At 43.8% G+C, this 13,507-nt stretch carries 15 protein-coding genes and 1 pseudogene; 10 read left to right on the plus strand and 6 right to left on the minus strand.

The genetic code is table 11. The features are described 5' to 3' along the window. Positions 1 to 146 precede the first annotated feature (146 nt). The 4 genes from U8U68_RS13070 to U8U68_RS13085 all read left to right on the plus strand — a co-directional run bounded on the left by U8U68_RS13070 (position 147) and on the right by U8U68_RS13085 (position 3,354). Complete coding sequence (locus U8U68_RS13070) at positions 147 to 1,004, plus strand: GNAT family N-acetyltransferase (protein ID WP_322201481.1); 858 nt, start codon at positions 147 to 149, stop codon at positions 1,002 to 1,004. Next, positions 997 to 2,106: an MATE family efflux transporter gene (locus U8U68_RS13075; protein ID WP_367575826.1), complete on the plus strand. Its 1,110-nt coding sequence runs from the start codon at positions 997 to 999 to the stop codon at positions 2,104 to 2,106. The genes U8U68_RS13070 and U8U68_RS13075 overlap by 8 nt, the downstream gene beginning before the upstream one ends. A gap of 614 nt (positions 2,107 to 2,720) precedes the next feature. Further along, positions 2,721 to 3,161 (plus strand): RNA polymerase sigma factor, encoded by a 441-nt coding sequence (locus tag U8U68_RS13080; protein WP_322201483.1) that lies wholly within the window; start codon positions 2,721 to 2,723, stop codon positions 3,159 to 3,161. Beyond that, positions 3,151 to 3,354, plus strand: a complete 204-nt coding sequence (locus U8U68_RS13085; protein ID WP_172489831.1) for a helix-turn-helix domain-containing protein — start codon at positions 3,151 to 3,153, stop codon at positions 3,352 to 3,354. Before U8U68_RS13080 ends, U8U68_RS13085 begins: the two co-directional genes overlap by 11 nt. Positions 3,355 to 3,903: 549 nt before the next feature. On the opposite strand, the gene U8U68_RS13090 is transcribed toward U8U68_RS13085, so the two are convergent. The 5 genes from U8U68_RS13090 to U8U68_RS22800 form a co-directional block, all read right to left on the minus strand. Further along, a complete protein-coding gene (locus tag U8U68_RS13090; RefSeq protein WP_322201487.1) occupies positions 3,904 to 4,269 on the minus strand; it encodes an acyltransferase family protein in 366 nt (121 codons plus the stop codon). Between the two features lies 1 nt (position 4,270). Next, positions 4,271 to 4,495: an AbrB/MazE/SpoVT family DNA-binding domain-containing protein gene (locus U8U68_RS13095; RefSeq protein WP_322201489.1), complete on the minus strand. Its 225-nt coding sequence runs from the start codon at positions 4,493 to 4,495 to the stop codon at positions 4,271 to 4,273. 267 nt (positions 4,496 to 4,762) lie between these two features. Next, on the minus strand, positions 4,763 to 4,981 hold the full coding sequence (locus U8U68_RS13100) for a hypothetical protein (protein ID WP_322201491.1): 219 nt from the start codon (positions 4,979 to 4,981) through the stop codon (positions 4,763 to 4,765). Continuing rightward, complete coding sequence (locus U8U68_RS13105) at positions 4,969 to 5,232, minus strand: hypothetical protein (RefSeq protein ID WP_322201493.1); 264 nt, start codon at positions 5,230 to 5,232, stop codon at positions 4,969 to 4,971. Before U8U68_RS13105 ends, U8U68_RS13100 begins: the two co-directional genes overlap by 13 nt. Beyond that, positions 5,201 to 5,611, minus strand: a complete 411-nt coding sequence (locus U8U68_RS22800; RefSeq protein WP_496196383.1) for a ParB N-terminal domain-containing protein — start codon at positions 5,609 to 5,611, stop codon at positions 5,201 to 5,203. The genes U8U68_RS13105 and U8U68_RS22800 overlap by 32 nt, the downstream gene beginning before the upstream one ends. Before the next feature lie 362 nt (positions 5,612 to 5,973). Between U8U68_RS22800 and U8U68_RS13115 the strand changes: the two genes are divergently transcribed. The 6 genes and pseudogenes from U8U68_RS13115 to U8U68_RS13140 all read left to right on the plus strand — a co-directional run bounded on the left by U8U68_RS13115 (position 5,974) and on the right by U8U68_RS13140 (position 12,980). Beyond that, entirely contained in the window at positions 5,974 to 6,951 is a 978-nt protein-coding gene (locus U8U68_RS13115; RefSeq protein ID WP_322201495.1) for a helix-turn-helix domain-containing protein, read from the plus strand. Between the two features lie 278 nt (positions 6,952 to 7,229). Next, a pseudogene (locus tag U8U68_RS13120) lies at positions 7,230 to 7,643 on the plus strand (TnpV protein). A 295-nt stretch (positions 7,644 to 7,938) separates the two neighbouring features. After that, a complete protein-coding gene (locus tag U8U68_RS13125; RefSeq protein ID WP_322201497.1) occupies positions 7,939 to 10,326 on the plus strand; it encodes an ABC transporter permease in 2,388 nt (795 codons plus the stop codon). Between the two features lie 18 nt (positions 10,327 to 10,344). After that, positions 10,345 to 11,103, plus strand: a complete 759-nt coding sequence (locus tag U8U68_RS13130; protein WP_322201499.1) for an ABC transporter ATP-binding protein — start codon at positions 10,345 to 10,347, stop codon at positions 11,101 to 11,103. 1 nt (position 11,104) lies between these two features. Next, a complete protein-coding gene (locus tag U8U68_RS13135) occupies positions 11,105 to 11,770 on the plus strand; it encodes a response regulator transcription factor (RefSeq protein WP_322201501.1) in 666 nt (221 codons plus the stop codon). Continuing rightward, positions 11,757 to 12,980: a sensor histidine kinase gene (locus U8U68_RS13140; protein WP_322201503.1), complete on the plus strand. Its 1,224-nt coding sequence runs from the start codon at positions 11,757 to 11,759 to the stop codon at positions 12,978 to 12,980. The genes U8U68_RS13135 and U8U68_RS13140 overlap by 14 nt, the downstream gene beginning before the upstream one ends. 189 nt (positions 12,981 to 13,169) lie before the next feature. Here the strand turns inward: U8U68_RS13140 and U8U68_RS13145 are convergent, their stop codons facing one another. Beyond that, positions 13,170 to 13,322, minus strand: a complete 153-nt coding sequence (locus U8U68_RS13145) for a hypothetical protein (RefSeq protein ID WP_322201505.1) — start codon at positions 13,320 to 13,322, stop codon at positions 13,170 to 13,172. Positions 13,323 to 13,507 lie beyond the last annotated feature (185 nt).

The following is a 13,507-nucleotide window of genomic DNA, read 5'->3' on the forward strand; positions in this document are numbered from 1 at the left end:
CGCAGGATATCTCTCATAACATTCATTCATTTATGCGTCGGCTCCAGCATAATCCCTCTCGGGTTATTCGTTTTTTCCTCCATCCGCTTCTTTCCTATCTTTCGGCGGAGGAGTAATATAATGCAGAGAGAAAGGAGGAAGCTGCAATGCCGGGGAATATCAAAAATGTAATAATGGCAATCGACTATATCGAAAGCCACCTGCACGAAAAACTGGACTTGGAAACAGTTGCGGGGGCTGTACATTATTCAAAATATCATCTGCACCGAATGTTTACAGGTACGGTAGGGTTGACAATTCACGATTATGTACAACGCCGCCAGTTGACCGAAGCCGCAAAACTGCTTGTTCTTTCCGACAGACCAATCCTTGAAATTGCGCTTTCTGCCGGATATGAGAGCCAGCAGTCTTTTACGGATATTTTCAAAGCCATGTATAAAAAATCCCCTAACAGGTACAGGGAGGAAGAAGAATTTTATCCATTGCAGCTAAGATATGTCTTGAATGAAAATCCTACAAATTTAGAGGAAAAAGAATGGCAGGATAAAATCGTCTTTGCAACACAGGAGGACATACCCAAATGGATAGAACTGGTTCACCTTGTCATTGACGGGTTCCCGCATCTGGACGAGAATCAGTACCTTGAACAGTTGCAGGAGTATATCAAAAATAAGCGCGCATTGATTTTGAAAGACGCTGATACGGCAATCGGGATTATGGCGTTTAACGAGGTGACAGGGAGCATTGATTTCTTTGGGGTACACCCACAGTATCGGAAAAGAGGAATAGCGAAAGCATTTTGCGAAAAGACATTGTATGAACTTACACGTTCCGCACAGATTAGCGTGACGACTTTTCGGGAGGGTGACAAGGCAGACACAGGCTATCGGGAGGTATGGGGAAGTCTTGGATTTGCCGAAGCAGAACTGCTAATTGAATTTGGATATCCGACACAGCGGTTTATACTTCACAGAGAAAAATCGGAGGGCGGGGACAATGAGTGACAAAAATCCACTATCACAAAACTTTACAATAAAATCATTGCTGAAATTTGCATTTCCGACAATTTTAATGATGATATTCATGGGGCTGTATACAGTTGTTGACACAATTTTTGTAGCGCGATTTGTAGATACAAATGCACTTTCGGCATTGAATATTGTCTGCCCTGTTATCAATCTGATTGTCGGTCTTGGAACCATGCTTGCAACAGGAGGTAGCGCGATTGTAGCGCGCAAAATGGGAGCAGGAGAACATGCAAGGGCGGCACAGGATTTTACGCTGATTATTTCAGCGGGCATTTTGTTAGGTGGATTGATTGCAGTGTTGGGAACGGTTTTTATTGACAGGATTGTATGGGGGCTTGGAGCGAACAGTATTCTATTTCCATACTGTAAAGAATACCTTTTTATCCTGCTGTTATTCACGCCCGCAAGTATCCTGCAAGTGCTTTTTCAAAATCTAATCGTCACAGCGGGACGTCCCGGAATGGGTATGGTGCTTGGCGTAAGCGCAGGAATCGCAAATATTTTACTGGACTATATTTTTATGGTGCCGCTTCACATGGGCATTAAGGGGGCGGCATTTGGTACGGGCATTGGCTATATGATACCGGCGGTGATTGGATTGTGGTTCTTTTCCACAAAGAAAAACAGTCTGCATTTTAGGAAGCCAGTCATAGACTTTTCCGTATTGGTTGAAAGCTGTACCAATGGTTTTTCGGAAATGGTAAGTCAGGCGGCAACAGCGGTTACAACATTCCTTTTTAACTGCATTATGATGAAACTGCTTGGAGAAAACGGGGTTGCGGCAATCACAATCATTATCTATACACAGTTTTTATTGAGTGCCTTTTACATAGGTTTTTCTATGGGCGTAGCCCCTGTTATCAGCTATAACTATGGGAAGCAGGACGAAAAACAGCTAAAAAATGTATTTGCAATTTGTATGCAATTTATTGTCTTTGTTTCGGTCACTGTTTTTGCAGTAGCTTTTATTTTTGGTTCGCCATTGGTTGGTATTTTTGCAGAAAAGGGAACGCCTGTTTATGAAATTGCACGAAACGGATTTTTGATTTTTCCTTTAGCTTTTTGTTTTGCGGGCTGAATATTTTTACCTCTGCCACATTTACAGCATTATCAAACGGGAAGCTGTCAGCAATTTTGTCGTTCCTGCGGACTTTCGGACTGATTACAGTGCTGTTGCTTACATTGCCTAATCTTTTGGGCGTAACGGGGGTATGGCTTGCAGTACCGATAGCAGAGCTAATCACTATGGTTGTAGCATTGGTTTTTCTTCATCAGAACAGAGAGAAGTATCATTACGCATAAAAGAAGATGTTTATGCCGTCCGGCGGTTAATAAAAAAACCGTTGTGTGGCGGCAAAATCATCATGCGCCAAAGCAGAATATGAGCGGCTGAACGGCGGTTTTGAAATAGCAATCAAAGCCGCCGTTCTTATGTGGCAGGAAAGTTTTCATAGATATGGCGGTATTGTGAGGTACTGCTATGTCTGTTTTTTATTTCATGGGTAGTTTTGGATGTGGTGAATTATCAAAAAAATCCTGTCTTGTGGAACGGGATTTCCTGCCTATGAGTATGAACAGACATATCATTTAGTATGTCTTAATAACTCGCATTACTCAAAAACTCATGCGCTTTCTGCTGTATGGGTTTTTGTTGTAATAGCCCCCTACTGGGAAGAAAGGGGGTGAGAGAAAATGAGATATTCTGAACAGTTCATGGAGCATATCGAATATGCGTTTCATGCGTTCTGTAAGATTGTCCTGCGCCATGAAGCCATGAACGCATGGCGGGATTTGAAGCGGAAAGAAGAACGGGAAATATCCCTCGACTATCTGATGTCAGAACGATATTTTGAACCGTCTGCTATGGACAGTTATTTTGAAAAGCAGGACAAGCCGACTGTATTTCTTGTGTTGGGAAAGGAAGTTATCATTGATGATGAACGGTTAGCAACGGCATTATCAAGAATACCGGAATTAAGACGGGAAGTTCTGTTGCTTTATTACTTCGTTGGCTATCGTGATGAAGCAATCGGCAGGCTGTACGGGCGTTGCAGAAGTACGATAAACCGCAGGAGAAATGTTGCACTGAAACCGTTACGGAAAGAATGGGAGAGATTGAAACATGAGGAATAAAAAGCTGATACCTTTTGAGGTAATTCAAAAAGCTGTTGCCGGAGAGCCGGAAGCGGTAGACGCAGTATTGCGGTATTACACCGCACACATCAAATATCTGTCTATGTATAAGGGGCATATCAATGACGATACACAGGACAGGCTAAAGGCTAAACTGGTTGAAGCCATATTGAAATTCCGCTTCGACCGATAAGGAGTAGCAAAGACGGGAAAAGCTGTCAAGGGTAAACTTCGCGCTACGCGCCCTTGACAGCTTTTCCCGCCTTTGCTTGTGGGTAGTCAAGAGGGCGAAATCAGCAGACTGCTTTCGCCCTCAATCCAGTATGGAATGTTTGTTACACGATAGAGGGCGTTTCTCGCTTGATTTAAGCGCATTACAGCGGCGATAAGGACAAGGGTAAGGGTTTTATACTCCTACCCTCAAAAACAGCGTTCTATTGCGTAACAGAAAAGCAGAGAACCGACCACTAATGAAAGTGATGTGTTCTCTGCTCTTGCTTGCACCCTGTTTGTCAGCGTTAATAATAAGTTGTTGTAAATGCTTCCTTATCAACGTAAAACTAAGGTTTTCGGCGTTTCTTATTTTCCGAGAGAAATCGGACAGATAGCAAAGTGCGATTAGCAGAAGCCCATCTTGCTAATCAAACGCACCAGAGGAAAGTTGAACTTTGATTTTTTCATTCATCGCTTAGCCTGCTTCGGCTTGCTAATGATTAGCAGGATTTTTGCCGAGTTTTGCGAATCAAAATGCCTTTCCTGCTAATTTCCCGAAAAAACTGCTAAAAATCGTGCTGCGATGACCTGTTATCCAATGAATGATAAATAACCCAAGTGTTGAAGGTATCAATAGCTTTACCGCCCGTTCTTTGACAAATTGTCTGCCAGTTCGTTTCTCTAAAGAATACCTTGCACTCATACCCGAAACGACAAATAAAAGCACCATAAACCACGGATATATACCGGCTGCCGCTATATCAAACATGGGAATGTTTTTTGCATTTGGAATACTGCCCGGAACACCCACGCCATTAAAAATATAAAACACATGGTAAATCAACACCAATAGAACCGTAGAACAGCGTATATTATCAAGATAGATTTTTCTCATTCTATTCTTCTCCCTTGCTGTCGGAAGCTGTTTCAAAAACAGCACCGGCAAATTGAGCGAACATACTTTTAGGCGGGATTGCCAGCCCCTTTTTTTCATCTCCCAAAATCACTAAACTATCGCCCGGTTTGATATCAAAAATATCTCTTGCCTGCTTGGGTATAACTATCTGCCCCTTTTCACCAACTGTAACTGTCCATGTATATTTCCCTTTTGGTTTCTTCATAATTGTCTCTCCTTGTGCGATAAGTATGATTTATTTAACTAATTATGCTTTTTTGGCGGCATAAAATCTATTATAAGGAATGAGAAAGATTTCGTCGCAGTCGGCATTGTGGGAATGTGCATAACTGGCTGTCTTATGGAATTGTGGGTAACTCTGTTTGCAGGAGGTGGGGAAGCTGCACTTTCGTTTTTCCATGTGCTGTGAATAGAGTTATCCATGATTCCATAGCCTGTTATGCACATTTCCACAATGCTTGTCGTTTGGTCTTTAGCGTTTTTGATTCGGAATAGTGTGGTGCTGGCGGTCTATCTCTTGCTTCTCGTCCATTTCCCGCAGCTTTTTCGCCTGGGCCTTGGAGGGGAACGACTGCTGCCCCTCAATGGACACGGCGATATACTTCTGATGCTCCGGCCTGATACGGGAAATCTCCACGGCAGGGGTGAACGAGAGTTTGCCGCCGGCCATGAACTGTTTCAGCTCCGGCACAGGTCATTCAGATAAATATACCGCTGCACCGTCTTTCCTCTCATGCCGTTGCGCTCACCCACTTGTCCAGAGACAGCTTGCCCAGGTCCGCGCCGTCGCCCCCGCGTCCCCTGGTGCTTGATGGCCTCATACTGCTGCTTCAAGGCCGTCGCCTTTTCGCTGGGCAAAATCGCTTCCCGGTGGCGCAGGTTGTCGTCCGTCATAGCGAGGACGGCTTCATCATCCGTCATGTTGCGGACGATACAGGGCATATTTTTGTAGTCTGCCAGCTCGCTTGCCCGCTATGATCTCATAGCCCCCGCCCTCCCGGGGACGCACCAGCGCGGGCTGGTGTACGCCGTTGTCCTTGACGGACTCCACAAGCCCTTTCATTTTCGCATCGTCCCGCACCCCAAAAGGATGGTCTTTGAACGGGAACAGCTCCGAAAGTTTGAGATAGACAATCTCTCCCTTTTCCGCGCGGGTCGCGTCACGGGGCTGGGGCGGCTCCTCCGGTGCGGGCGCGGAAGGTGGCGGGGCCTTCTTCTTGGGGCGGCGGCCTCCGGCTGCTGCTCTTCCGGGATTGGGGATGTTTTCTTTTCTTCTACCATTCGCTTGACCTCCTAACTTTTCAAATACAAACGGGAGCAAAACCTTATTTTGGCCCCGTTCCCAGATACGTTTTTCCTCCCTTCCCTGTCACGCAAAAACGCCGCCCTTTTTACAGCTGGGCGGCGTTTTCGGTAAGGTTGGCCGTCCATTTTGTTGTTTATCCTGTTTCCCTTTGTCAAGTGTTGCGAAGGAGTCTTGAGCAAACTTAAATGGACGTATGTTTGTATTTATGGTAGAATAGAACCATTGAACAATTCTATAAAACTGGACTACTAGCAGAAAAAACAGCAGTGGCAACTAATAGTTGCCATATAGTTGCCCATATTTTCTATATAGTTGGTAGAGTGCAACTGGATAAATCGGTATATTATTGCTATCAGAATTATACGGAGGTGCGTAATATGAATGAAAATCAACTAGCGGAAAATCTTATGTACTATCGCAAAAAGAAAGGACTGTCACAGGAAAAAATAGCGGAATATTTGGAGGTCAGCCGTCAAGCCGTAACTAAATGGGAAACTAATACTTCAAAACCAAACTCTGAAAATTTAATTAAATTAGCACAATTATTTGAAGTTGATGTTGATACATTGTTAGGGAATGAGAGTGGGGAAAAGTCATCAACACAAGGGGAAGTGTCAATAGGAAAAATGTCATGGATCTTTATAGGAATATCTGTCTTGGGTATATTGGCATATATTATGCACAGTACATTAACGGGTATTTTTAGTGTTGGGGTATTTATTTGTATGTTTATTCTATGTGTTCCAATACAACTGTTCCTGCATATCTATTTTTCCAAGGCGATAAAAAATGATTCTTTTAATGGAATTGCAGGATTTGACGACAAGATAGAGTATAATATTTCTGAAGGGAAGAAACTACTTGCACAGATTGATTTGCATATTGGAATCATGTCTACTGTATATATTTTTCTGCTTTGTGTGATAAATGGGGTAAATTTGAAAATGCAATGGTTTAATGGCGTTCTGATCGTTGCATATATACTGAATTTTATCACAAGCATAGAAATGAGCAACTACAAAATGATCGATAAAATCTATCGCAGAGAAGATGACAGGAAACGTGCCAAACGCAGTATTCCAGTAACTGCAATATTTGCTTTGATATTATGTGTAGGGATAGGAATGGCGGTTATTGTATTTGAAATAAAGGGAATTGAGAATAATACACTGCCTGCGATGAAAATATGTGGATTGCTACTTTTGGGTATAATGAGTGCGACCACTGGATTCTTATTTGAAAATAGCAAAATAAAAAAGTGGAATCCTGCAAATGGAAACTATAGAACAAATAAAGTAAGTATAATCAGCTTGCTTATATGTGCGATAATGGATGTGCTGATGTGTGTTGTATAAGAGAGGTGGAGCATTTTTTTGATTTATTCTGTCAGGAGTCCAGATAAGGAGAAAACGGAAAATTGTGTTTAAGACAACAGACCCCATAATGTGGAGTGAATATCTTATTGGGAGGAAATAGGAAATGGCAAAATGATTATTTGAGGAACTGTGCGGCAGATACGAAAGGAAGGGGATTATTTAAGGCAACCCCGCACCATTCGCGGGTGGCGCCTTAAGCACCGTCTTGCTTGCAGATTTTCCGTGATAGCGCACAGCTTTCGCTGGTCAATGGTGAGATGGACGGCGCTCAATCTGTACCCTCTGAAGAAAAATCTGACTGCCCAATACGGTACTTAGAATTGTGCGGGATTGCCTTAATACCGTGTTTGACTGTACCCGCCGAAGAAGAACAGCCCATAGGCATATGGGGGTGAGCGAGCGCCCGTGGCACTCAAGCAGCGAACCGACCGAGCCGGCAGGCGAGACAGCGGCATTTGAATTATCTGAAGCAGTACCGAAGGGTTACATATACCAATCTTCTTACAAGCGGCAGGCTCAACGCTTATCTTGCCGACATTGACAGGCAGGCGCAGGAACGCTTTGAGCGGCTCATAAAGGGCATGAAACCAGGCCAGGGCATCACAGAACAGCTCAACAACAGGAGGACTTGTGTAAGGGAGATTGTATATGATGAAATCATTTACGCTTAAACAGCAAGGCGACAGAGGGGAAAAGCTCTGTCGCTTTTCTTTCGGGAAGCATTTGAATTGTGCGGTGTTGCCTTAATAGTGTTTTTTTCAGACTAAAGCCATGGTTATTACTTACAATGACAGCTTGCTGTCCAAAACCACGAACATTACCAAATATCGGAAACCTTATGGGCTGTTCCAGACAGAATATAAAAAATCATCTTTCCCTCTTGAAAAGAAAGGGTTTGTCCGTTTTAAGGATTATTTAATAACTTCTATGCTACCATCGAATCGCAAAGCGAAAGGAGCAGCGAAAATGTATTTACACATACTGAAAAAAGACCTTAAGCGCAAACGGGCGATGAACGTGATACTGCTGGTATTTATTATACTCGCGTCGATGTTCATGTCCTCTGGCGTAAGCAACATCATCACCGTGACGACTGCGCTGGACAGCTATTTTGAAATGGCGGACGTGCCAGATTACTGGGTATTGAGCGAAAACAAATCCTCGGACAAGGACATTTGCGGGACACTTGAAAACGCCTCCGCGATAGACGAGTTCCGTATCGAGGAGTACGTCCGTATGTCCCAGTCCAATATTACGCGGGCCGGCGAACCGCTTAACGATTCCAACGCCAATCAGATATTGGTATTACAGAGCGACAGCGATATGGGGATGAATTATTTTCTGGACGATGAAAGTATTCTTAAAAGCGTACCAAAAGGAGAAATTTACGTTGCCCGTTACATAGAGGAAAACATGGGACTTAAGGTAGGCGACAAAATTACTGTCGAAATAGAGGGCGTAAGTCGTGAGTTTACCTTTGCGGGCAGTTTCAGGGACGCTGTCTGCGGCACGGAATTGATAGGCATTAAAAGGTTTATCATGAACGGCGAGGAATTTGACGAATATATGTCCGACGAGACGATAAAAAATGTGTATGGCGGAAAGTTCTTATATATACACACCGCCGACCTTGACAAGACCCTGTCTCAGATAGCGGATATATCGGACAGTTTTACATTTGAATGTGACGCAGATACACTGAATCAATCCTATATTTTTGATATGATAATCACGGGTTTTGTCCTTGTGGTGAGCCTTATTCTTATAATCATATCCTTTGCGGTGCTGCGATTCACCATATCTTTTACTCTCTCCGAGGAATTTCGCGAGATAGGCGTTATGAAAGCAATAGGTATGCGGAACATAAAAATCCGAGGGCTGTACCTCACAAAATACTTCGCTATTTCCATTGTCGGCGCAGCACTCGGCCTGATACTCAGCTACCCGTTTGGGAAAATGCTTATGAGCTTGTCAACAAATTCGATTATTATCAGTGAAGGAAATACCATTTTTGTCAACGTTATCTGCGCGGTTCTGGTAGCGGCTATCATTCTCCTGTTCTGTCTCGGCTGCACGGGCAGGGTAAGCAAAATGTCCCCAATCGATGCTATAAGAAACGGGCAGACGGGGGAACGCTTCCGCAAAAAAGGCGTTATAAGCCTTGGAAGATCGCGGCTTGGCACAACGGCTTTCCTTGCCGCAAACGATATTGTAAGCAGTCCCAAACGCTACGCTACCATTATCCTTACGTTTTTTCTGTGTATGTCGCTGCTGATAATGCTTTCCAATGTCACGGCATCTCTTAAAAGCGGAAAGCTGCTGAAATATTTCGGGAATGCAGACTGCCACGCCGTTGCGGACATCGGCGATGAGGCTATGAAGTTTATGGCCGCGGACGGACATGAAAAGGTTGAAAAATATCTTGCGGACATGGAGCAGACCCTTGCAGAAAACGGGTTGCCCGCAGAATGTATGACAGAATATTATATTTATTCGATGATAGGACACGGCGAATATGAAAGCAAGACAGCTATACTTCAGGGAACGGGAACAACCATGGATATGTACGAATATTTAGAGGGTAGTCCTCCCCAAAACAGCGGCGAAATTGCAGTGACGACCCTTTTGGCAAAAAAGCTGGATGCAGATATAGGCGATACCGTTACCTTGTCCTACCCGACGGGCGAAACGGCGGAGTTCATCATAACCGCTCTCTATCAGTCAATGGTTAATCAGGGTATTTCCGTGAGGGCTTATACCGACTGCGATATAAACTATCTCGCAGCAAGCGGTTCCCCTGGTACACAGATAAAATTTACCGACAACCCCGGCGATGAGGAAGTATTACGCAGAATAGAAAAGATCAAGGAGCTTTACCCTGAATTTTCAAGCGTTAAAACAGCGGGCGAAACGGTAAATGATACCACTGGAGTCGGCGACGCCATAGACGCGTTTAAAAAAATGTCCGCCGTCCTTACGGTAATATTAGCCGCGCTTATCACCGTTCTTATGGAGCGTTCCTTTATCGCAAAGGAGCAGGCGGAGATCGCCCTCATGAAAGCCATAGGCATGAGGAATACCAGGATATATGGACAGCACACGTTAAGATTTTTTATTACGGCAGCGGCGGCTGTCCTTATTGCGGAGCTTTTGGGTATGCCCCTTACAAAGCTTTGCTTTGACCCTATTTTCAGATCAATGGGTCTTGAAATGGGCGTAGAATATATGCAAAACCCTGTGGAGATATACGCAGTATTCCCCCTTATCGTCCTTACCGCCACAGCCGTAAGCGCGTTTTTGACCGCTCTGTACACAAGAAAAATCAAATCCTCTGATACAGCAAGCATTGAATAATGAAAGGAAGAATCAATTATGAATATTCTCGAAGTAAAAGACCTCTGCAAAACGTATATCGTAAACAAGCGGCAGAACAACGTATTGAAAAATGTAAATTTCACGATTGGCGAGGGAGAAATGGTCGCCGTTATGGGTCCGTCAGGTTCCGGAAAATCCACGCTGCTGTACGCAGTTTCGGGCATGGATGATCTTACCGCAGGGGAGGTGAACTTCTGTGGAAAAAATATCGCAGGGATGGGCGAAAGAGAACTTGCAGACCTGCGCCTTGACAAAATGGGTTTTATCTTTCAGCAAATGTACATGCTGAAAAACCTCACCATATTGGATAATATCATACTTCCCGCAACGCAGTCCAAAAAGCAGCGTGAACCCCGCAGGGAAACGGTGCGGCGCGGTCAGGATTTCATGCGCAGGCTCGGCATTATCGATATTGCCGACAACGATATCAACGAGGTTTCGGGCGGCCAGCTTCAGCGGGCGTGCATCTGCCGCAGTATGATAAACGGCCCGAAAATGATTTTTGCTGACGAGCCAACAGGGGCGTTGAACCGCACTTCCTCTGACGAGGTAATGACGGAACTTTCAAAATTAAATTCTGCGGGAACCACAATCATGCTCGTTACTCACGACGTTAAGGTTGCGGCAAAATGCACACGAGTCATGTACATTGTTGACGGAAGCATAAAGGGAGAGTATAGTTTAACCGACTGTTCCGCGCAGACAAGAGAACGGGAACGCGCATTGAATAACTGGCTTCTGGAATTAGGGTGGTAATATGGATATTCTCATTGTTGAGGACAACAAGGAACTTGCCGAACTGCTGTGTGATTTTCTCCGTGCGGAAAATTATACGGTATCGGCGGTTCAAACAGCCGAAAAAGCCTTGCTGCTGTACGAACGATACGGCGCAAGGCTTGTCGTGCTTGATATCATGCTGCCTGATAGAGACGGATTTTATGTTCTGGAGAAAATCCGCCGGTCAAGCAACACGCCCATACTGATTGTAAGTGCGAAAACGGAAAAAGAAGACAAGCTGAACGGACTGAATCTCGGCGCAGATGACTATATAGAAAAGCCATATGATATTGATATTATGCTCGCAAAAATAAGTGGGATTTTTAAGCGGCGATACGCGCTTGATGAAATGAACGACGGCGATATACGCATAAATAAGGCGAGCCGTGTCGTTTACAAAAATGAAAAGGAACTTGAAATGACCACGAAGGAATTTGAGCTGCTTCTGCTTTTAATGGAGAATAAGGGCAGGGCTTTAAGCAAGGAATACATTTTTGAACAGGTCTGGGGCAGCGACAGCTTTTCAGAACAACAGACACTGACGGTACACATAAAATGGCTGCGGCAAAAAATAGAGGACTCCCCCAAAAACCCTAACAAAATAGTTACTGTATGGGGGGTGGGTTATAAATATGAAAGCGTTTAACAGAATTTTATCGGTAGTTGCGGTTGCCGTGATCCTATTGTTTGCTGTCGTGAATCTAATTCTTGCTGCCGACAAGACCAACGACGGCAGACTATACCGCGTAGAGATAAGCCGCCTTGTTCGAGAAATAGAAGCGAATGGTTCTGCCGACATTTCCGAATGTGAATATGTAACAAATATTGAGCGATACGGAGAAGATTTTTACAGTGCGGACAGCGACTATATTATCTGTGAAATAAACGGAGAACTGTATCGTTTTGATTACAATACAAATGGCTATTCCCAAAAAACGCAGCTTACAGGAATTGTAAATGCCGTTCTTGTTGTTATGGCGATCTTAATCATAATGGTTTTACTTTATATAAAATTCGAAATTCTTATGCCCTTTGAACGTATGAGCAGTATCCCTTATGAGCTTTCAAAGGGCAATCTCGCCGTGCCGATAAAGGAAACGAAAAACCGTTTTTTCGGAAAATTTCTTTGGGGGATCGATATTCTCCGCGAAAATATCGAACAGCAAAAGCAGCGCGAACTGGAAATGCAGAAAGAAAAGAAAACATTGCTTTTGTCGCTCTCGCACGATATTAAAACGCCGCTTTCCGCGATAAAACTGTACTCGGCAGCGCTGTCGAAAAATTTATATTCAGATGCGGAAAAGCAGCACAAAATCGCTGAAAACATCAACGAAAAAACGGACGAGATCGAGGGCTATGTTTCACAGATCATAACGGCTTCAAGAGAAGATTTCCTTAGCTTGGAAGTGGAGATAGGCGAGTTTTATATTTCGGAACTTGTTGAAAAAATCGCGGGATATTACGGGGAAAAAGTGGCGCTGATCAAAACAGATTTTATTATTAGAAAATATAAAAACTGTCTGCTATCGGGGGATTTGAACAGGAGCGTGGAAGTGATGCAAAACATCCTGGAAAATGCCCTCAAATACGGCGATGGCAGACGGGTGGAATTGCTTTTCCCCGAAGACGACGAATGCGTCCAAATTGCAATCACAAACAGCGGTTGTACGCTTGAGAAGGAAGATTTGCCGCATATTTTCGAGAGCTTTTGGCGCGGAGCAAATGCAGGAAACATTGGTGGCAACGGGCTGGGGCTTTATATTTGCAGACAGCTCATGCGCAAGATGAATGGCGAGATTTTTGCGGAGATCAACGATGGCATTATCACTGTCACCACAGTTTTCGCAAGAGCGTAAATGATTGAAAATTGAAAAAGCCCTGCAAAGGATATGCAAATATATGCGAATCAATCACACAAGAGAATAGCCTATTATTCGAAAATAATAGAGAGATATTTGAAAAATGAAATTAAACAACAGTCATAGTTTTTCTTGACCTTGTTCACGCAGGTTTTTTCAATACACTTTCTCGGCTTATGGCGTTAATCAGCTTTGGTGCAGGATGCCTTGGGCGGCATCAACGGATTTATCGTCTATGATGTCCTGCTGTATGAGCTGCTTCTTCAGCTCCACAAGGCTATGTAAAAGTAATGCCCTTTCTTGGCTATCCACATATATGTGAGTTTTCTTTTCTCTCATACCGTCCACCGTCCTGTCTTAACTTTATTATATCTTAAAGACAGCTTGAAATTCAAAGGTGCAAAAGAGCAAAAAAATAAGCGTACCACTATTTCTAATGATACGCTTATCTGAATTCAGTTCTTAATCAAGATCGACATACCCCGTTACGGTAGTTTCTCTCCATTGATTTTCCCTTACATACG

Source organism: Acutalibacter intestini, from assembly GCF_034334985.1.
GTDB classification, from domain to species: Bacteria; Bacillota; Clostridia; order Oscillospirales; family Acutalibacteraceae; genus Acutalibacter; species Acutalibacter intestini.

What these genes read in the sequence shown, in the direction of transcription:
- U8U68_RS13070 (WP_322201481.1), top strand. Translation starts at nt 147, where the DNA reads ATGCCGGGGAATATCAAAAATGTAATAATGGCAATCGACTATATCGAA.
- U8U68_RS13075 (WP_367575826.1), top strand. Translation starts at nt 997, where the DNA reads ATGAGTGACAAAAATCCACTATCACAAAACTTTACAATAAAATCATTG.
- U8U68_RS13080 (WP_322201483.1), top strand. Translation starts at nt 2,721, where the DNA reads ATGAGATATTCTGAACAGTTCATGGAGCATATCGAATATGCGTTTCAT.
- U8U68_RS13085 (WP_172489831.1), top strand. Translation starts at nt 3,151, where the DNA reads ATGAGGAATAAAAAGCTGATACCTTTTGAGGTAATTCAAAAAGCTGTT.
- U8U68_RS13090 (WP_322201487.1), bottom strand. Translation starts at nt 4,269, where the DNA reads ATGAGAAAAATCTATCTTGATAATATACGCTGTTCTACGGTTCTATTG.
- U8U68_RS13095 (WP_322201489.1), bottom strand. Translation starts at nt 4,495, where the DNA reads ATGAAGAAACCAAAAGGGAAATATACATGGACAGTTACAGTTGGTGAA.
- U8U68_RS13105 (WP_322201493.1), bottom strand. Translation starts at nt 5,232, where the DNA reads ATGCCCTGTATCGTCCGCAACATGACGGATGATGAAGCCGTCCTCGCT.
- U8U68_RS13115 (WP_322201495.1), top strand. Translation starts at nt 5,974, where the DNA reads ATGAATGAAAATCAACTAGCGGAAAATCTTATGTACTATCGCAAAAAG.
- U8U68_RS13125 (WP_322201497.1), top strand. Translation starts at nt 7,939, where the DNA reads ATGTATTTACACATACTGAAAAAAGACCTTAAGCGCAAACGGGCGATG.
- U8U68_RS13130 (WP_322201499.1), top strand. Translation starts at nt 10,345, where the DNA reads ATGAATATTCTCGAAGTAAAAGACCTCTGCAAAACGTATATCGTAAAC.
- U8U68_RS13135 (WP_322201501.1), top strand. Translation starts at nt 11,105, where the DNA reads ATGGATATTCTCATTGTTGAGGACAACAAGGAACTTGCCGAACTGCTG.
- U8U68_RS13140 (WP_322201503.1), top strand. Translation starts at nt 11,757, where the DNA reads ATGAAAGCGTTTAACAGAATTTTATCGGTAGTTGCGGTTGCCGTGATC.
- U8U68_RS13145 (WP_322201505.1), bottom strand. Translation starts at nt 13,322, where the DNA reads ATGAGAGAAAAGAAAACTCACATATATGTGGATAGCCAAGAAAGGGCA.